The sequence below is a fragment of the Kitasatospora sp. NPDC056783 genome (assembly GCF_042789895.1).
In the GTDB taxonomy this organism is placed as follows: Bacteria; Actinomycetota; Actinomycetes; order Streptomycetales; family Streptomycetaceae; genus Kitasatospora.
Genome location: NZ_JBHUAF010000168.1, coordinates 1 through 17255, shown reverse-complemented (window position 1 = coordinate 17255; position 17255 = coordinate 1). Strand labels below are relative to the sequence as shown.

The window sequence follows — 17255 nt, the reverse complement described above, 5'->3', positions numbered from 1 at the left end:
CCACACCCAGCACCACGTCCGGGGCACCGCCGCCATGGTGCCGTCCCCCCTCCGGGGCGGCGCCACCAGACCGGAGTAGACCAATGACTTCATCCCCCCCTGCCGCCCCGCGAGGCAGGGAACGCCGGCCGCGCGACAGCCGGGTCGGCGACAAGATCTTCATGAACCTCGCCCGGGGCTCGGGCGTCCTGCTGCTGGTCATCATGGGCGCCATCGCCGCCTTCCTGACCTGGCGGGCGGTCCTGGCCCTGAGCACCAACGAAGGCAACTTCCTCACCACCTTCGAGTGGACGCCGGACGCCCCGAAGCCCGTCTTCGGCATCGCCGTCCTGGTCGTCGGCACCATCGTCAGCGCCATCATCGCGATGGTGATCGCCGTCCCGGTGGCCATCGGGATCGCGCTGTTCATCTCGCACTACGCGCCGCGCCGGATCGCCCAGCCGTTCGCCTACCTGGTCGACCTGCTCGCCGCCGTCCCCAGCATCGTCTACGGCCTCTGGGGCGCGCTCTTCCTGGTGCCGCACATGGACGGCCTGACCAGCTGGCTCAACGAGTACCTGGGCTGGACGTACATCTTCGACCAGACCAGGACCGGTACCCCGCGCAACCTGTTCACCGTCGGCATCCTGCTGGCGATCATGGTCCTGCCGATCATCACCGCGGTCTCCCGCGAGGTGTTCCGCCAGGTGCCGCGGATGCACGAGGAGGCGGCGCTCGCGCTCGGCGCGACCCGCTGGGAGATGATCCGCACCGCGGTGCTGCCGTTCGGCCGCCCCGGCATCATCTCGGCCTCGATGCTCGGCCTCGGCCGCGCGCTCGGCGAGACCATCGCGGTCGCGGTGGTGCTGTCCGCCAGCAACGTCCTGTCGCTGCACATCCTCGACGCCGGCGGCGGCACCTTCGCGCAGAACATCGCGCTGAAGTTCGCCGAGGCCGGTGAGAACGGCCGCGACGCCCTGATGGCCTCCGGCCTCGTCCTGTTCGTCATCACCCTGCTGGTGAACGGTGCCGCGCGACTGATCATCGCCCGCCGCAAGGAGTACTCGGGGGCCAACGCATGACCGCCACCGTCGTCGTCGAGGACGCCCGGCCCGTCGGCCGTCCACTGACCGCCAACCGACTGCCCAAGTGGACCCCGGCCGCCGTCGCCCTCGGCTCCATCGCCCTCGGCTGCGGGATCGGCGCGGTCGGCGGGCTGGCCAGCCACCTCCAGTGGGGCCTGATCTCGGCGCTGCTCTTCGTCCTGATCAGCTACGTCCTCTCGGCCCAGGTCGAGGGCCGCCGGCAGGCCAAGGACCGGCTCGCCACCTCGGTGGTCTGGGTCGCCTTCATCCTGGCCGTCGTCCCGCTGGTCGCCCTGATGACCTACACGATCCAGCAGGGCATCGACGTGGTGAACGGGAACTTCCTGAGCCACTCGATGAAGGGTGTGATCCAGTCCGGTCCCGGTGGTGGCATCTACCACGCGCTGATCGGCACCCTCCAGCAGGTCGGCCTGGCCACCGCGATGGCGGCCCCGATCGGTCTGCTGACCGCCGTCTACCTGGTCGAGTACGGCCGCGGCCCGCTGGCCAAGGCGGTCACCTTCTTCGTCGACGTCATGACGGGCATCCCGTCGATCGTCGCCGGTCTGTTCATCCTCTCGCTCTGGAACCTCGCGCTGGGCTTCGGCTACTCCGGCTTCTCGGGCAGCCTCGCACTGGCCATCCTGATGATCCCGGTCGTGGTCCGCTCCACCGAGGAGATGCTGAAGCTCGTCCCGAACGAGCTGCGCGAGGCCTCCTACGCGCTCGGCGTGCCGAAGTGGAAGACCATCCTGCGGATCGTCCTCCCCACCGCGATCGGCGGCATCACCACCGGCGTGATGCTCGCGGTCGCCCGCATCACGGGTGAGACCGCCCCGGTGCTGATGCTGGTCTTCGGCGCCGACGCCATCAACAGCAACCCGTTCGACGGACCTCAGCAGTCCCTGCCGATGTACATCTGGCTCCAGTACTCGCAGGTCAACAACGACTACGGCTACGCCCGTGCCTGGGGTGCGGCGCTGGTGCTGATCGCCTTCGTGATGGGGCTCAACCTCATCGCCCGGGGCGTCGCACGCTGGCGCTCGCCCAAGGGCGGACACTGAGCGACCGACTGACGTACGAGACAGACGAGAGAAGCAACGATCATGGCCAAGCGCATCGACGTCAGCGGACTGTCCGCCTACTACGGCACCACCAAGGCCATCGAGGACATCTCGATGAGCATCGAGCCCCGCTCGGTGACCGCCTTCATCGGCCCCTCCGGCTGCGGCAAGTCCACCTTCCTGCGGACCCTCAACCGGATGCACGAGGTGATCCCCGGCGCCCGGGTCGAGGGCAAGGTCCTCCTGGACGACGAGAACCTGTACGCCACCAACGTCGACCCGGTCGCCGTGCGCCGCTCGATCGGCATGGTCTTCCAGCGCCCGAACCCGTTCCCGACCATGTCGATCTACGACAACGTGGTCGCCGGTCTGCGGCTCGCCGGCGTGAAGAAGAAGGCCGTGCTGGACGAGGTGGTGGAGCGCTCGCTGAAGGGCGCCAACCTCTGGAAGGAGGTCCACAACCGGCTGAGCAAGCCGGGGGCCGGCCTCTCCGGCGGTCAGCAGCAGCGCCTGTGCATCGCCCGCGCCATCGCGGTCGAGCCCCAGGTCCTGCTGATGGACGAGCCCTGCTCGGCGCTCGACCCGATCTCCACCCTCGCCATCGAGGACCTGATCGGGGAGCTGAAGGAGCAGTTCACCATCGTCATCGTGACCCACAACATGCAGCAGGCGGCCCGCGTCAGCGACCGCACCGCCTTCTTCAACCTGGCCGGTGTCGGCCAGCCGGGCAAGCTGATCGAGCTGGACGACACCCAGCGGATCTTCTCCAACCCGTCCGTCCAGGCCACCGAGGACTACATCTCCGGCCGCTTCGGCTAGGCCGGACCCCCGTCACGGGCGTCGCCGGGACGCGTGACGGATCCCGAGCTGTCCCGTGGTGCTGCATGGCGGTGCCGCCGCGGGACATGGAAAAGGGCCCGCCCCCGAGATGTGGGGGCGGGCCCTGTCCGTTCGCGGTTCCCTGCGGGGCCGTCAGCCCCAGAACAGGTGGACGAACCAGTACATCAGCGCTGCGACGATGGCGGCCGCCGGCATCGTGATGAACCAGCCGAGCACGATGTTCTTCGCGACGCCCCAGCGCACGGCGCGGATCCGCTTGGTGGCCCCCGCACCCATGATCGCCGCGGTGATCACGTGGGTGGTGGAGATCGGCGCCTTGAAGACGAACGAGGTGATGTACATGATCGCCGCGGAGGTGGCCTCGGCGGCGAAGCCCTGCGGCGGGTCCAGCTCGATGATCTTCCGGCCGAGCGTCCGCATGATCCGCCAGCCGCCCGCGTAGGTGCCCAGCGAGAGCATGGTCGCGCAGGAGATCTTCACCCAGACCGGGATGCCGTTGCCGGACTGGTGGCCGGAGATGGTCAGGGCCAGGACCACGATGCCCATGGTCTTCTGGGCGTCCTGCAGACCGTGGGCCAGCGCCATCGCGGCGGCCGAGGCGGTCTGGGCGACCCGGAAGTTGCGCTTGGCGCGGTGCGGATTGGCCCGCCGGAAGATCCACAGGATCGCCAGCATCACCAGGAAGCCGCCGACCAGGCCGACCACCGGCGAGACGATCATCGGGATGACGATCTTGTCGATGACCCCGCTCCAGATCACGTCGACGCCGCCGGCCAGCGCCGCGCCGACCATGCCGCCGAACAGCGCGTGCGAGGAGGAGGAGGGGAGTCCGAAGTACCAGGTGACCAGGTTCCAGGCGATCGCCCCGACCAGGGCGGCGAACAGGATCGCCATCCCCTGGTTGCCGGTCGGGGTCTCGATGATCCCCTTGGAGACGGTGTGCGCCACGCCGCTGCCGAGGAACGCGCCGGCCAGGTTCATCACGGCGGCCATCGCGAGCGCCGCCCGGGGGGTGAGCGCCCGGGTGGAGACCGAGGTGGCGATCGCGTTCGCCGAGTCGTGGAAGCCGTTGGTGTACGTGAAGAAGAACGCAACGCCGACGACGGCGATGAGTGCTGCCATGTCCACGAGGGTCAGGACTCCTTGACGGCGATGGTCTCCACCGTGTTGGCGACGTGCTCGAAAGCGTCGGCCGCTTCCTCAAGGACGTCCACGACCTGCTTCAGCTTGAGCACCTCGATGGCGTCGTACTGACCGGAGAAGAGGTGGGCGAGCAGCTTGCGGTGGATCTGGTCGGCCTGGTTCTCCAGCCGGTTGACCTCGATCCAGTACTCGGTGAGGTTGGACATGCTGCGCAGGTTCGGCATCGCCTCGGCGGTGAGTTCCGCGGCGCGCGCCAGCACCTCGATCTGCTGCTCGATGCCCTTCGGGAGGGTCTGGATGTCGTAGAGGACGACCAGGTCGACGGCCTCCTCCATGAAGTCCATGATGTCGTCCAGCGACGAGGCGAGGCTGTAGATGTCCTCGCGGTCGAAGGGCGTGATGAAGGACGAGTTCAGCTGATGGAAGACGGCATGGGTGGTGTCGTCCCCGGCGTGTTCGGCGGCGCGCATGCGCTCGACGATCTCCGCGCGGGCCGACACGTCTGATCCCAGCAGCTCCAAAAGGAGTTTCGATCCGACGACGAGGTTCTCCGCCGCGGCGGCGAACATGTCGTAGAAGCTCGTCTCCTTCGGGGTCAGGCTAAAACGCACGGAAATCTCCGATGTGCGGGGTAGGGACTGAACGATGCTAGGTGCAACCAAGCGCAATCACGCAAACGGGGTGTCGGGGTCGGAGCCGGAACCTCCCCTTCCGTTCGGCTGCCGCACCGGCTGATCCCGGCCGCACCGCGACGTGGGGACACGGGTCCTCAGTCTGACGGAACCTCGCCCGGATTGTCCCCGTCGTGCGCACGGAAGACCGGGGCGCCGCTCAGACGGGTTAACCGCCGGGCACCCCGCCGCCCCGGCCCGTGGCACGTGCCGGGTGGACCGTCGGAACACCACGGAAGGTCCCGGTGTTGGACACTGGAGGCCGACGCAGCCACCAGGCACTGAGACGAAGGCGGGGCCGATGACCACGACGCAAGCGCGCACCGAGCCGGAGCACGCGCAGGGGACCGACCCGCACGCCGGCCACGCCGCCGTGCCCGCGGCCGGACACGGCGGCCACGGCCCGCACGGGTACAGCGCGCAGAAGGACGCCCACCTCAAGCGGCTGCGCCGGATCGAGGGCCAGATCCGCGGCCTCCAGCGCATGGTCGACGAGGACGTCTACTGCATCGACGTGCTCACCCAGGTCTCGGCCAGCACCAAGGCGCTCCAGTCCTTCGCGCTCTCCCTGCTGGAGGAGCACCTGCGGCACTGCGTCGCCGCGGCGGCCGAGGAGGGCGGCGCCGAGCTGGACGCCAAGGTGGCGGAGGCCACCGCCGCGATCAGCCGGCTGCTGCGCAGCTGAGGCGTCGGCCCGTCGGCCGGCGGGCCGGCCAGGCCCAGTCCGGCCGATCCTGCCGGGCCGAGATCGACCGGACAGGATCTACAGGATCTAATCGTCGGCGTCCCGGTCGGCCCGGCCACCGCCGGCCCGGCCGGGGTCGGCCCGGTCCAGCAGCACCTCGTCGATCCGTTCGGTCGGCAGCCGGTCGCCGGAGCTGGCCGTCGCGGCGATCATCAGCTCGCCGGCCAGATCGATCTCGTCGAGGGCCGCGTCGTCGTGGCCGCCGCTGCGGCCGCCCGTGGACGACACCACCTGCACCACCCCTTCAGTGCCTCGCCAGCCCGGGCGGCAGCCACCCGGAGTCCAGCCTAGGCACTTCGGGGCCCGTCCACATGGCACGGACGGGCCATCTCGGCGCCGCCGAAACGGGTGGCCGTCGCTCCCCGGACGGCCACCCGCGCCGTCGGCGCCCCGTCTCGCCCCGACGCCGGAGCGCTGCCCCGGCATCGGGGCGGGTCCGCCCGCCCTACTTGGGGCTCTCCGTGGGCTTCATCTGGTAGATGTCCGAGGCCGAGGGTTCGGCCGCCTCCACCGGCTTGCCGAAGTCCCCGAGCGAGGTCGTCGACGTCACCTTCACCTGGTCCTTGGGCTCCTTCGACCCGGCCACCCCGGCGAAGGTGAACACCTCGACCACCTTGTGCAGCCGCCCCTGGTCGTCCAGCCAGGCGTCGAACGGGACCTCCTTGACGGTGAACGTCTGCGCGCCCGTTCGCAGACCGTCCCCGCCCCTCCCACCGGTCGCGTCGGCCGCCTTCGCCAGGTCCAGGGTGCCCCGGTAGTGGTGCAGCGGGACCCCGTCGACGGTCTCGGTGCCGACCGCCTCCGCCTTCTGCGCCCCGCGCAGCGCCCCCGCCGCCGAGGCCGGATCGGTGGCGCCGCTGCTGACCAGGTTGCCGTCCGGCAGCTGACGGACGTCCAGCTTGACCCACTTGCCCTCGGGAACCTTGGCGCCGCTGTTCTGGAGGTAGACCGTGCCCGGCAGGACCACCTCGACGATCTTCCCGGTGGTCGCCGCGCCCGGTGGCACCTGGACCTCCAGCCGGCCGATCCGCTTCACGTAGTCGTAGCCGCCGGTGCCGCTGAACGAGGCCTTCTTCTCGGCGGACTCGGTGACCAACTCGGTCGCGGTGTGCGCGGAGCCGGTCCGGCCGGTGATGTCGGCGGCGTTGCGCACCGCCGACAGTGGGTCCGCGGCGAGCTGGTCGGGGGCGCTCGACCGCTGGTCGGAGGAGCCGTCACCGGCACCGCCCGAGCAACCGGCGGACCCCGCCGCCAGGACGGCGGCGAACAGGGCGGCCCCGGCCGCCGAGCGCAGGCGCGGACCGGGACGGCATCCCGACCGTCCGGCGCGCTGCTGGTCGGTCATCTTCATCCTCGCGACAACCCCCTCGGGCCCGACTGCCCCGCCGCACCCCACCGGGTGGCAGAGCTGTTTCCTGGCAAACGAGTTGGGGCGTGAAGGGTTACGGGCCCCGGTATTCCGGATGCGTCGCGCCGGGGGTGCCGGGCGCGTTACGGTGAACCACGTGCACAGTGAGCTGCCGGCCGCGCCCGGCACCGTCCGGATGCCCGAACACCACCTCGTGATCAGCGAACGCGGCTCCTTCGCCTTCGCGACCTGCCGCTGCGGCTGGTACTCCCCGGCCCGCCGCTCGCGGGAACTGGCCCGCCGCGAGGGCGCCGACCACCTCGCCGAGAGCGGCGCCGAGCCGGACTGACCCCGCCCGGGCCCGCGGGGCCGCCCCCGGCGTCAGGCCGCGAGGTCGGACTCCGGCGGCTGCTCCCCGGTCCGCACCGCCCCGCGTCCGCGCCGCCGCCCGCGGGGACCGGTCCCGGTCCCGCCGCGGGCCCCGCCACCGCGCCCGGAGGCCTGGATCAGCGGCGCCACGGCCGTCCGGCTCAGCGCGTGGCAGAACGGCACCAGCACCGCCATCGCGATCGGCGCCAGCAGCAGCACCACGGCGACGGCGAGCGCGAAGCCGCCGATCACGTCGGTCGGGTAGTGGACGCCCATGAACATCCGGCAGAAGCCCTGGAGGAGGGCCAGCCCGCCGGCGATCCAACCGAGCCTGCGGTTCACCAGGAACAGCGCCACCGCGACGCCCATGGTCATGGTCGAGTGGTCGCTGACGAAGGAGTGGGTGCCGGCCTTGCCGTCCACCAGCACCAGCAGCCCGGAGTGGTCGACGAAGGGGCGCGGACGGTTCACGATCGCGGCGATCGGCAGGTTGGCCAGCTCGGCGACGGCCACCGAGAGCGGCACCCAGAGCAGCCCGGCCATCGCCACCGGCGCGTCCGGGCGGCGTCTGGCCTGGAGCCAGGCCACCAGGCCGAGCATCGCCAGGCCGATCAGGATGCCGTACTCACCGATCCAGGAGACCAGGTGGTCCAGCCACTGCGGGGAGCGCTTGGCGAGGCCGTTGACGGCATAGAGCAGCTCGAGGTCGGGGTTGGTCGTGTCGGCAAGCGGCGTCGACACGCCGCACCTCCTTCTGGTCCGCTGCACCTGGTCGTCGTGGCCGGGGTCCGTCCGGTGCGGGACGCTGACGAGGGGCCACCGGAGAAAACGTCATTTCCGGGCCACAGCGTTCCACGGAAACACGCGGTTATCGAAACTTGACTCAGCGTCCACAGCGCGCACACAGGTCCCGGCCGCCCCGGGCCTACCGCCCGGGGGCGGCGGGGCTCGGCCCGGCCGGCACGGGCGGGGCGGCCGCGACGGCCGGGGCGCCGCCCTGGGCACCGGCGGGGGCGGCGGGCGCCGTCGAGCCCGGGCGGCTCGGGGCGTTGACCGCACCCTCGTTGTTGCGGGTCGGCAGCGCCTGGGCGCCGTCCGAGGTGACCCGGGTCGCGCCGATGTACTCCCGGGTGTCGATCTTGTCGTAGCGGATCACCGCGCCGGTGTGCGGCGCGTTGATCATGTACCCGCCGCCGACGTAGATCCCGACGTGGTGGATGCTCCGCGGATCGCTCAGGTCCGTCGCCCAGAACACCAGGTCGCCCGGCCGCAGCTGATCGCGCGACGGGTGCGGACCGGCGTACCACTGGTCGTTGGCCACCCGGGGCAGCTCGATGCCCACGCTGGCGAACGCGGCCTGGGTCAGGCCCGAGCAGTCGAACCGCCCGTTCTGCGAGGGCAGGCCCTCGCCGCCCCACAGGTACGGGGTGCCGAGCTTGGTCTGCGCGAAGTAGATCGCGGCCGCCGACTGCGCGGACACCTCCAGCGGTGCGGTCGGCGACGCCGGCGCGGCGAAGCTGCGGGCCATCGCCTGGATGTTCCGCACGTAGCCCTGGGTCTCCCGGTACGGCGGGATGCCGCCGTTCCTGGTCACCGCGTACGGCCCGGCGTTGTAGGCGGCCAGCACGTTGGCCTGCGGGTCGCCCGGGACGTTCGCGACGTCCTTGGCGAGCGCGCAGTCGTAGACCGCCGCCGAGGCGATCGCGTCGTACGGGTCCCAGACGTCCTTGCGGCCGTCCCCGTTCGCGTCCGTCCCGTACATCGCCCAGGTGCCCGGCATGAACTGCGCCATCCCCTCGGCGCCGACGCCGGACCGGGCCCGGGGGTCGAACCCGCTCTCCTGGTACAGCTGCGCCGCGAGCATCGGCGGGGAGATCGCCGAGCACAGCGAGCCCCACGTCTGGATCGCCTCCTGGTAGGCCGCGGGGACCGTTCCGGGAGAGAGGGCGGAACGATTCGCCGACTGCTGCGGCGTCCCACTTGCCGCATAAGTCCCCATCGTCACCAGCCCGATGAACCCGATCGCAACAACTCCCGCAGCGGCGGCGGCCGTCCCGGCCTTCCGGAGTACCATCAGCACCATCCCGACGAATCGTCAGTCGAAGTGTCCCGGAAGGCGTTGCTCACCGCAATCATCAGAGATACGAACAGTGAGCGCTATCCTTCGTACGGTGTACATCCTCGCGTACGTGCCCGGCGTCTCACGACCAATCTGCGAGAAGTAGCCAAGTCGACATCAGATCTGGCCAAGAATGGGTACCGGCCCTTCGCGCGGGACGGGTCCGGGCCCTTGAATTTGCCTGATCGGGCGGTGAGATGGAAATGATGCTGAGCAGCGTGCACACCTATGCGGTAGGCCACCTGGCCGAGGACCCCCCCAAGAAGCCGAACATCGACACCATCATCGGCGGGATCGCCCCGGACTGGGGCCCGTTCGCGACCCTGGGGTCGGAGGCCCGGGTGATGGTCGAGGTCATCATGGCCGTCGCCATCCTCGTCTGCCTCGGCATCGCGGTCTGGGGCGCCGCCAAGCAGCGGATCGGCGCGACCGCGATGCGCGACAGTTTCGGCGCCGAACAGGGCAAGGGGCTGATCGTCGCCGGGCTGACCGGCGTGTTCATCATCGGATCGCTCGGCACTCTGTTCACCATTGTCTACGGCATGGCGGTCTGACGATCCGACAGGTCCTTCGACCTGTCTGAGAGCCGGTCCCCGTCCGGACCCCCTCCGGTCGGCCGGCCTGCCAGGAATCCACCCCCGTTCCCACCCTCCGCCCGCGCCAGCCCAGGCCGGAGGGCCCCGGAGCCGCCCCCGGCTCCCCGCACCAGGAGGGCCGCCGTGCCGTTGTCCGACGACCAGCCGCACACCCGTACGCGGCTGCCGGTCGGCGAACAGCCCTTCCCCCAGCCGAGCTACCGTCAGTCCCGCCCACTGCGCGCCCTGCTGACCATCCTGGTGGTCGTCACCCTGCTCGTGGTGGCCATCGCCGTCGCCAACCGCGTCGCGCCCGGCACCGGTTCCGCCGCCGGAGGCGGGGGCGGGGGCGGCTCCGCCGACCGGGCCGCCCCGAGCGCGGCCTCCGGCGCCGGCCCCGCCCCCAGCGGCGACCAGCCCGTCGCCACCACCGTCAACGGCATCCCGACCGGCTTCCCGCACACCGACCAGGGCGCCCAGTCCGCCGCCACCAACTACGCGGTGGCGATCGGCTCCGCGGACATGTTCCGCACCGACAGCCGCCACGGCATCGTCGCCACCATCGCCGACCCGGGCGCACTGGCGGGGCTCCAGAGCCGGCTGGACCAGGGGTTCGGCGGCGACACCGCCGCCCGCTACGGCCTCGACGCCCAGGGCCGCGCGCCCAAGGGCCTCACCTTCGTCAGCCGCACCGTCCCGGTCGGCACCAAGACGGCGGGCTACAACGACAGCGACACCAAGATCGAGGTGTGGTGCACCGGCCTCACCGGCCTCGCCGGCGAGCGCTCCGTCCAGCCGGTGACCACCAGCTGGTTCACCCTCACGCTCGCGCTGCACTGGACGGGCAGCGACTGGAAACTCACCGACTTCACCAGCAGGCAGGGCCCCGCGCCGATGCCCGGAGACCAGCAGGCAGCCACCGCCGACGAGATCACCGGCGCCGTCCAGCAATTCGGGGGGTACCACTTTGCGCGTTGACCAGACTCCACGCCGTGTCGGCGCACGCCGACGGGCGGGTGCACTTGTCGGTGTGCTGGCCACCTTGCAGGTGGCGGCGCTGTCGGCGGCTCAGAAGGTGTTTGCCGCTCCTTCTCCGACTCCGGCGCCGAGCGGCACCGCCAACGCCAACTGCCCTGACCTGCCGATCTCGGGAAGTGACATTCTCTGCGTCGACAAGCCAGGGGGTAGCTCGTTGCCCGGCAGCGGCACCGTAGGTGCCGTGACCGATCCGCTCGGGTCGTTGGCCAAGAGTTGTGCGCAGGCCGCCGCGTGGTTGGTGCGGAAGTTGTCGGGGGCCATCGACGGGACGACGCAGGTGGACTTCACCAATGCGTCGTTCCTGCAGCAGTACGCCGTGGTGTTCGCGGTGTCGACGGTGATCACGCTGGTGTTGTGGCTGCTGGCGGTGGCGAAGCGGGCGGTGCGGGGGGCGCCGCTGGCGACGGCGTTCTCGGAGGCGATCGGCTTCCTGTGGCTGACGGTGGTGGCGTCCGCGTTCACGCCGTTGATCCTGTACACCGTGGTGAGCGTGACGGACGGGCTGACCAAGGCGATAGCGGTCGGGACGAAGACGGATACCGGGTCGTACCTGGGAGGGTTCGCCGACACGCTGGAGAAGGGTGATGTCGGCGGTGGTCCGCTGATCCTGGTGATCGTGTCGCTGGTGGCGGTGCTGGCGGCGGCGGTGCTCTGGATCGAGCTGCTGATCCGGGCGGCGATGCTGTACGTCGGGGCGCTGCTGGGGACGGCGGTGTACGCGGGGCTGGTGGACCGGCAGCTGTGGAAGCACGTGCGGCGCTGGGCCGGGGTGATGCTGGCGGTGGATCTGGCGAAGCCGATCATCGTGGTCATCCTGGGTCTGGCGGGTGCGGTGGCGACCGGGGCCGGGGCCGACGACGACTTCGCCCGGGTGTTGTCCGGGCTGGCGATCCTGTTCCTGTCGATCTTCGCGAGTGCCGCGGTCTACCGCTTCGTGCCGGGCTTCGGTGACGAGATGCTGAACATGCGCGGGGCCCGGGCCAGTGCCGTGCAGGCCGGTTCGGCGATGATCAACGGGACCGCGAACCTGATGAAGCAGGGCATCACCACCCACGGCGACCGCGGTCCGCAGGCGGCCGGCGGGGGTGGTGGCGGGGCCGGCGGTGGTTCGGTCGCGCCGGGCATCGCCGCGCACGCGGGTCGGACGCCGGCTCCGCCGCCGCAGGCCGGGCCGCCGTCGGCCTCGGTTCCGATCCGCGACAGCAATCCAGCGAAGGGAGGGTGACGGGTAAGTGAGCAGTGAACCGCTCGGCCAGTACGGTGCCCAGTACGCCCAGCCGTACGTGCACCAGCGCCGCACCTACCTGATCGGCAAGGCCCGCCCGAACGCGCCGATCGGCCGGAACCGTGAGTCCGGCGAGATCATGCTGATCATCTTCGGGGCCTTCCTCGGCATGCTCTGGGGCCTGCTGATGCCGATCCTGCCGCTGCGGATCGGCGGACTGGTCGGTCTGCCGGCGCTCGCCATCGCGGCGGTGTACGTGCCGTACCGCAAGCGGACGTTCTACAAGTGGGTGGAGATCAGCCGTACCTACCGCCGGACGGTCCGCAGCGGCCGGGCGGTGTGGCGTTCGGACGTGATGGACGCCGGCACCCGGCTGGACGGCCGGGAGGTGGAGGTCGGCCCGCCGCCCGGGGTGGGGCGGCTGCGCTGGCTGACGGCGCCGTTCGGGCCGGACGAGGTCGGGGTGCTGATGCACCTGGAGCGGCGGACGGTGACGGCCGCGATCGAGATCGAGGGCCCGGGCGTCGGGCTGCGCGACTCGGAGGACCAGGAGGCGTTGGTCGACCGGTTCGGGACGCTGCTGAAGCACGTCGCGAACGGCGACGGCTTCGTGACCCGTCTGCAGATCCTGGCCCGGACCCTGCCGGCCGATCCGGACGCGCACGCCAAGGACGTCGAGCGCCGCGGTGACTCGAGTTCGCCGCGCTGGCTGCAGGACTCCTACGACCAGCTCCAGTCGATGGTGTCGACGTCCTCGGAGCAGCACCGGGCGTACCTGGTGGCCTGCATGCACTACACCCGCGATCTGGCTTCCGAGGCGCACGCGATGGGCCGCAGCGTCGACGGGCAGCGGGTCGCGGGGCGGCGCGCGCGTGACGACGAGGGGCTGGCGGCCGTGATGGCGCGCGAGCTGACCGACATCTGCGCCCGGCTGGCCGAGGCGGACATCCGGGTGCGCCAGCCGCTGGGCCAGGCCCGGCTCTCCTCGTTGCTGCACTCGATGTACGACCCGGACCACCCGATCGACCACATCCAGGCGATGTCCCGGCGCAATGCCTGGCCGGCCGAGCTGGACGCGACCAATCCGCAGTACCTGGAGGCGAAGACCCGGGAGTCGGCGACCCGGGAGCCGTGGTGCCACGCCACCGCCTGGATCAAGGAGTGGCCGCTCACCCCGGTGGGCGTCAACTTCCTGGCGCCGCTGCTGGTGCACACCCCGGACGTGATCCGGACGGTCGCGGTGACGATGGACCTGGAGCCGACCGACGTCGCGATCGAGCGGATGCTGACCGAGAAGACCAACGACGAGGCCGAGGCCAGCCGGGCGGCGAAGATGAACCGCACGGTCGACCCGCGCGACCTGGCCCACACCGGCCGGGTGGATCAGCGCGGTGACGACCTGGCCTCCGGTGCGGCCGGGGTGAACCTGGTCGGCTACATCACGGTCTCCTCGCGCAACCCCGACGCGCTGGCCCGCGACAAGCGGACCATCCGGGCATCGGCCGGCAAGAGCTACCTGAAGCTGGAGTGGTGCGACCGGGAGCACCACCGGGCCTTCGTCAACACCCTCCCGTTCGCCACCGGCATCCGCCGCTGAGCGCGCGGCACGTCCGCACGTCCGCACGTCCGTCCACCGCTGTCCCGTCAGGAGGCCTCCCATGGCGCTCGGAAACCTCACCGAGGCGTTCACCAGCCTGATGTTCGGCAAGGTGGAGACCACCCGTCTGCCGGTGCGCACCTCCACCGGCCAGGCGCAGGCCGTCTACCTGCCCACCGCCGCTCCGGGGCTGGGCGACTCCGGTGTGATCATCGGGCGCGAGGTGTACAGCGGGAAGGGGTACGTGTACGACCCGTTCCAGTTGTACGGACAGCAGCTGCCGGCTCCGCACTGGCTGGTGCTCGGCGAGTCCGGCAACGGCAAGTCGGCGCTGGAGAAGACGTACGTGCTGCGGCAGTTGAGGTTCCGCGACCGCCAGGTCGTGGTGCTGGACGCGCAGGGTGAGGACGGTGTCGGGGAGTGGAACCTGATCGCCGAGGCGCTGGGCATAAAGTCGATCCGGCTGGACCCGATGGCGGCCCGGGACGGCGGGGTGAAGCTCAATCCGCTGGACCCGGCGATCACCCAGACCGGCCAGCTGTCGCTGCTGCGGACCATCGTCGAGGTGGCGATGGGGCGCGGGCTGGAGGAGCGGGCCGGCTTCGCGCTGAAGGCCGCGCACGCCCATGTGGTGGCTTCGGTGAAGGACCGCCAGCCGGTGCTGGACGACATCATCGACACCCTGCGCAACCCCGACCTGTCCTCGGTGGAGTCGCTGGGCGTGGCGGTGGGCGAGGTGCAGTCCTGGGGCCTGGACGTGGCGCTGGTGCTGGACCGGCTGGTCGACGGTGACCTGCGCGGCATGTTCGACGGGTCGACCACCGAGGGCATCGACCTGGACGCGCCGCTGATCGTCTTCGACCTCTCGCACATCGACCGCAACTCGATCGCGATGCCGATCTTGATGGCGATCGTCGGGGTGTGGCTGGAGCACACCTGGATCCGGCCGGACCGGAAGAAGCGCATCTTCCTGGTCGAGGAGGCCTGGCACATCATCAACAGCCCGTTCGTGGCCCAGCTGTTCCAGCGCCTGCTGAAGTTCGGCCGGCGGCTCGGCCTGTCCTTCGTCGCGGTGGTCCACCACCTGTCCGACGTGGTGGACGGCGCGGCGGCCAAGGAGGCGTCGGCGATCCTGAAGATGGCCTCCACCCGGACGATCTACATGCAGAAGGCCGAGGAGGCGCGGGCCACCGGCCGGGTGCTGGGCCTGCCGCGCTGGGCGGTGGAGATCATCCCCACGCTCTCGCCGGGCATCGCGGTCTGGGACGTCAACGGCAACGTGCAGGTGGTGAAGCACATCATCACCGAGTCGGAACGGCCGCTGGTCTATACCGACCGCGCGATGACCGAGGACGCGGTGGCCGAACGGGTGCGCGCCGAGCGGCAGTTGGCGGCCGAGCCCGGGGTCTGAGGGCGGCCGGGGCCGGGGTTCGAGGGCGGCATCCGCACGGGTTGCGCACCCGGCGGACGGCGATGGTTCGTCAGGAGGTAATCCTCTTGTTACGTCCGACGTCCTGACGGCTACGCGCGTTGACTCTAGGCTTCGCAGTCGCAACACATGCCCGAACGCCGATGCTGTCCGCAGCCGGTGCTCCTCCGAGGTGCAGAGGAACCCTTCATGCTCACCGTCAGGTCCCGACGGACGGCGCTCGCCGTCGTCGCCGCCGCAGGTCTGTTCGGCACGGTCGTCGTGCCGACGGCCGCCCAGGCCGCAGACATGGACGCCAAGCGCCACAAGACCGTCAACCTCCAGCTGCTGGCGATCAACGACTTCCACGGCAACCTGGAGCCGCCGGCCGGTTCCTCCGGCACGATCAAGGAGATCGACCCGGCCACCGGCAAGGAGGTCTCCACCCCGGCCGGCGGCATCGAGTACCTGGCCACCGAGCTGCGCAAGGCGCGCGTCCCGGCCGACGACTCGATCACCGTCGCGGCCGGCGACATCATCGGCGCCAGCCCCCTCACCTCGGCGCTGTTCCACGACGAGCCGACCATCGAGGCGATGGACAAGCTCGGCCTGGACGTCACCTCCGTGGGCAACCACGAGTTCGACGAGGGCTCGCAGGAGCTGCTGCGGATACAGAACGGCGGCTGCCACCCGACCGACGGCTGCTACGAGCCCGGCCGCAAGTTCAAGGGCGCCAACTTCAACTACCTGTCGGCCAACGTCACCGACGAGAAGAGCGGCAAGCCGCTGCTGGCCCCGTACTGGGTGACCAAGTCCCAGGGCGTGAAGGTCGGCTTCATCGGCGTCACCCTGGAGGGCACGCCGAACATCGTGACCGCCGAGGGCGTCAAGGGCCTGAAGTTCGCCAACGAGGTCACCACGATCAACAAGTACGCCGCCGAGCTCAAGGCGAAGGGCGTCAACTCGATCGTCGCGCTGATCCACGAGGGCGGCCTCCCGGCCAGCGGCGTCTACAACTACGACTGCGGCGCGGCCGGCCAGGGCATCTCCGGCCCGATCGTCGACATCGCGAAGAAGATCGACCCGGCGGTCGGCGCCATCGTCACCGGGCACACCCACAACGCGTACGCGTGCAGCATCCCGGACCCGAACGGCGTCCCGCGCTCGGTGACCAGTGCCGCCTCCTTCGGCCGGCTCTTCACCCAGATCGACATGAAGCTGGACAAGACCACCGGTGAGATCGTGCGCCCCTCGGTCAAGGCCGAGAACCACGTGGTGCGCCGCACGGTCGAGAAGGCGCCCGACCTGACGGCGCTGGTGGACCACTACTCCAAGCTGGCCGCCCCGATCGCCAACCGGCCGATCGGCTACATCGCCTCGGACATCAACGGCCGTGGCAACAACGACCTGGAGAAGCCGCTCGGTGACGTGATCGCCGACGCGCAGCTCGCCGGGCTGGCCCCGGCCGACAAGGGCGGCGCGCAGATCGCGTTCATGAACCCCGGCGGCATCCGCTCCGACCTGGTCTACAAGGCCTCCGGGGCCGAGGGCGACGGCGTGGTGACCTACGGCGAGGCGTTCACCGTCCAGCCGTTCACCAACATGATGCAGATCAAGACGCTGACCGGCGCCCAGCTGATCCAGCTGCTCCAGCAGCAGGTGAGCGGCTCCAACGCGGCGTCGCCGAAGGTCCTCCAGGTCTCGTCGAACCTGCACTACACCCTGGACCTGCGCAAGACCGGCGCCGACCGGGTGGTCCTGGACTCGGTCCGGCTGAACGGCGCGCCGGTCGACCCGGCCGCCAAGTACCGGGTCGCGGCCAACGAGTTCCTGGCCGGCGGCGGCGACGGCTTCCCGGCCTTCGCGGCCGGCACCGACAAGCTGGTCGGCGCTTCGGACCTGGACGTGTTCGTGGACTACCTGGGTGCCCACAGCTCGGCGGCCTCGCCGCTCCAGGCCCCGGCGCAGGACCGCATCAAGGTCATCGGCCCGGGCGTCGCCACCGACTGACCGTGAGCCGGCGGTAGGAGGGGCGGGTGGGGCGCTGTC

17 protein-coding genes are annotated in these 17255 nt (G+C 70.7%); 11 read left to right on the top strand and 6 right to left on the bottom strand.

Annotation, left to right across the window (positions count from 1 at the left end; genetic code table 11):
* Positions 1 to 83 precede the first annotated feature (83 nt).
* Genes pstC through pstB form a run of 3 tightly spaced genes read left to right on the top strand, consistent with a single transcriptional unit; the run spans position 84 to position 2947 of the window.
* Positions 84 to 1061, top strand: a complete 978-nt coding sequence (gene pstC, locus ACFRMQ_RS23155; protein WP_380732467.1) for a phosphate ABC transporter permease subunit PstC — start codon at positions 84 to 86, stop codon at positions 1059 to 1061.
* Complete coding sequence (gene pstA / locus ACFRMQ_RS23150) at positions 1058 to 2128, top strand: phosphate ABC transporter permease PstA (protein WP_380732466.1); 1071 nt, start codon at positions 1058 to 1060, stop codon at positions 2126 to 2128. The genes pstC and pstA overlap by 4 nt, the downstream gene beginning before the upstream one ends.
* A gap of 42 nt (positions 2129 to 2170) precedes the next feature.
* Positions 2171 to 2947 (top strand): phosphate ABC transporter ATP-binding protein PstB, encoded by a 777-nt coding sequence (pstB, locus tag ACFRMQ_RS23145; protein ID WP_380732465.1) that lies wholly within the window; start codon positions 2171 to 2173, stop codon positions 2945 to 2947.
* Positions 2948 to 3100: 153 nt separating this feature from the next.
* Here the strand turns inward: pstB and ACFRMQ_RS23140 are convergent, their stop codons facing one another.
* The gene (locus ACFRMQ_RS23140) at positions 3101 to 4096 is read right to left on the bottom strand and encodes an anion permease (protein WP_380732464.1); all 996 of its coding nucleotides are present in this window, start codon (positions 4094 to 4096) and stop codon (positions 3101 to 3103) included.
* A gap of 5 nt (positions 4097 to 4101) precedes the next feature.
* Entirely contained in the window at positions 4102 to 4722 is a 621-nt protein-coding gene (locus ACFRMQ_RS23135) for a DUF47 domain-containing protein (RefSeq protein WP_030059626.1), read from the bottom strand.
* 361 nt (positions 4723 to 5083) lie between these two features.
* Here ACFRMQ_RS23135 and ACFRMQ_RS23130 point away from each other — a divergent pair, with 361 nt between their 5' ends.
* Positions 5084 to 5467 carry a metal-sensitive transcriptional regulator gene (locus ACFRMQ_RS23130; RefSeq protein ID WP_380732463.1) on the top strand — a complete coding sequence of 128 codons (384 nt, stop codon included), beginning with the start codon at positions 5084 to 5086 and terminating at the stop codon, positions 5465 to 5467.
* Positions 5468 to 5554: 87 nt separating this feature from the next.
* On the opposite strand, the gene ACFRMQ_RS23125 is transcribed toward ACFRMQ_RS23130, so the two are convergent.
* Together ACFRMQ_RS23125 and ACFRMQ_RS23120 are read right to left on the bottom strand one after the other, a co-directional pair.
* A complete protein-coding gene (locus ACFRMQ_RS23125) occupies positions 5555 to 5758 on the bottom strand; it encodes a hypothetical protein (protein WP_380732462.1) in 204 nt (67 codons plus the stop codon).
* Between the two features lie 214 nt (positions 5759 to 5972).
* The gene (locus tag ACFRMQ_RS23120) at positions 5973 to 6872 is read right to left on the bottom strand and encodes a hypothetical protein (protein WP_380732461.1); all 900 of its coding nucleotides are present in this window, start codon (positions 6870 to 6872) and stop codon (positions 5973 to 5975) included.
* A 160-nt stretch (positions 6873 to 7032) separates the two neighbouring features.
* Here ACFRMQ_RS23120 and ACFRMQ_RS23115 point away from each other — a divergent pair, with 160 nt between their 5' ends.
* On the top strand, positions 7033 to 7224 hold the full coding sequence (locus tag ACFRMQ_RS23115; protein ID WP_380732460.1) for a hypothetical protein: 192 nt from the start codon (positions 7033 to 7035) through the stop codon (positions 7222 to 7224).
* Between the two features lie 32 nt (positions 7225 to 7256).
* On the opposite strand, the gene ACFRMQ_RS23110 is transcribed toward ACFRMQ_RS23115, so the two are convergent.
* Together ACFRMQ_RS23110 and ACFRMQ_RS23105 are read right to left on the bottom strand one after the other, a co-directional pair.
* A complete protein-coding gene (locus ACFRMQ_RS23110; protein WP_380732458.1) occupies positions 7257 to 7985 on the bottom strand; it encodes a phosphatase PAP2 family protein in 729 nt (242 codons plus the stop codon).
* A 184-nt stretch (positions 7986 to 8169) separates the two neighbouring features.
* Positions 8170 to 9318 carry an NlpC/P60 family protein gene (locus ACFRMQ_RS23105; RefSeq protein ID WP_380732469.1) on the bottom strand — a complete coding sequence of 383 codons (1149 nt, stop codon included), beginning with the start codon at positions 9316 to 9318 and terminating at the stop codon, positions 8170 to 8172.
* A 251-nt stretch (positions 9319 to 9569) separates the two neighbouring features.
* Between ACFRMQ_RS23105 and ACFRMQ_RS23100 the strand changes: the two genes are divergently transcribed.
* The 6 genes from ACFRMQ_RS23100 (at position 9570) to ACFRMQ_RS23075 (ending at position 17216) form a co-directional block, all read left to right on the top strand.
* Positions 9570 to 9917, top strand: coding sequence for a hypothetical protein (locus tag ACFRMQ_RS23100; protein ID WP_380732468.1), 348 nt, complete (start codon positions 9570 to 9572; stop codon positions 9915 to 9917).
* Between the two features lie 165 nt (positions 9918 to 10082).
* On the top strand, positions 10083 to 10916 hold the full coding sequence (locus tag ACFRMQ_RS23095; protein WP_380732457.1) for a hypothetical protein: 834 nt from the start codon (positions 10083 to 10085) through the stop codon (positions 10914 to 10916).
* Positions 10917 to 10968: 52 nt separating this feature from the next.
* Positions 10969 to 12201 carry a hypothetical protein gene (locus ACFRMQ_RS23090; protein ID WP_380732456.1) on the top strand — a complete coding sequence of 411 codons (1233 nt, stop codon included), beginning with the start codon at positions 10969 to 10971 and terminating at the stop codon, positions 12199 to 12201.
* Between the two features lie 7 nt (positions 12202 to 12208).
* Positions 12209 to 13798 carry an SCO6880 family protein gene (locus ACFRMQ_RS23085; RefSeq protein WP_380732455.1) on the top strand — a complete coding sequence of 530 codons (1590 nt, stop codon included), beginning with the start codon at positions 12209 to 12211 and terminating at the stop codon, positions 13796 to 13798.
* 61 nt (positions 13799 to 13859) lie between these two features.
* Positions 13860 to 15209, top strand: a complete 1350-nt coding sequence (locus tag ACFRMQ_RS23080) for an ATP-binding protein (RefSeq protein WP_380732454.1) — start codon at positions 13860 to 13862, stop codon at positions 15207 to 15209.
* Between the two features lie 207 nt (positions 15210 to 15416).
* A complete protein-coding gene (locus ACFRMQ_RS23075) occupies positions 15417 to 17216 on the top strand; it encodes a bifunctional metallophosphatase/5'-nucleotidase (protein ID WP_380732453.1) in 1800 nt (599 codons plus the stop codon).
* Positions 17217 to 17255 lie beyond the last annotated feature (39 nt).

Coding starts and splice junctions, on each gene's coding strand:
- pstC (WP_380732467.1), top strand. CDS start 84: ATGACTTCATCCCCCCCTGCCGCCCCGCGAGGCAGGGAACGCCGGCCG.
- pstA (WP_380732466.1), top strand. CDS start 1,058: ATGACCGCCACCGTCGTCGTCGAGGACGCCCGGCCCGTCGGCCGTCCA.
- pstB (WP_380732465.1), top strand. CDS start 2,171: ATGGCCAAGCGCATCGACGTCAGCGGACTGTCCGCCTACTACGGCACC.
- ACFRMQ_RS23130 (WP_380732463.1), top strand. CDS start 5,084: ATGACCACGACGCAAGCGCGCACCGAGCCGGAGCACGCGCAGGGGACC.
- ACFRMQ_RS23120 (WP_380732461.1), bottom strand. CDS start 6,872: ATGACCGACCAGCAGCGCGCCGGACGGTCGGGATGCCGTCCCGGTCCG.
- ACFRMQ_RS23105 (WP_380732469.1), bottom strand. CDS start 9,318: ATGGTACTCCGGAAGGCCGGGACGGCCGCCGCCGCTGCGGGAGTTGTT.
- ACFRMQ_RS23100 (WP_380732468.1), top strand. CDS start 9,570: ATGCTGAGCAGCGTGCACACCTATGCGGTAGGCCACCTGGCCGAGGAC.
- ACFRMQ_RS23080 (WP_380732454.1), top strand. CDS start 13,860: ATGGCGCTCGGAAACCTCACCGAGGCGTTCACCAGCCTGATGTTCGGC.
- ACFRMQ_RS23075 (WP_380732453.1), top strand. CDS start 15,417: ATGCTCACCGTCAGGTCCCGACGGACGGCGCTCGCCGTCGTCGCCGCC.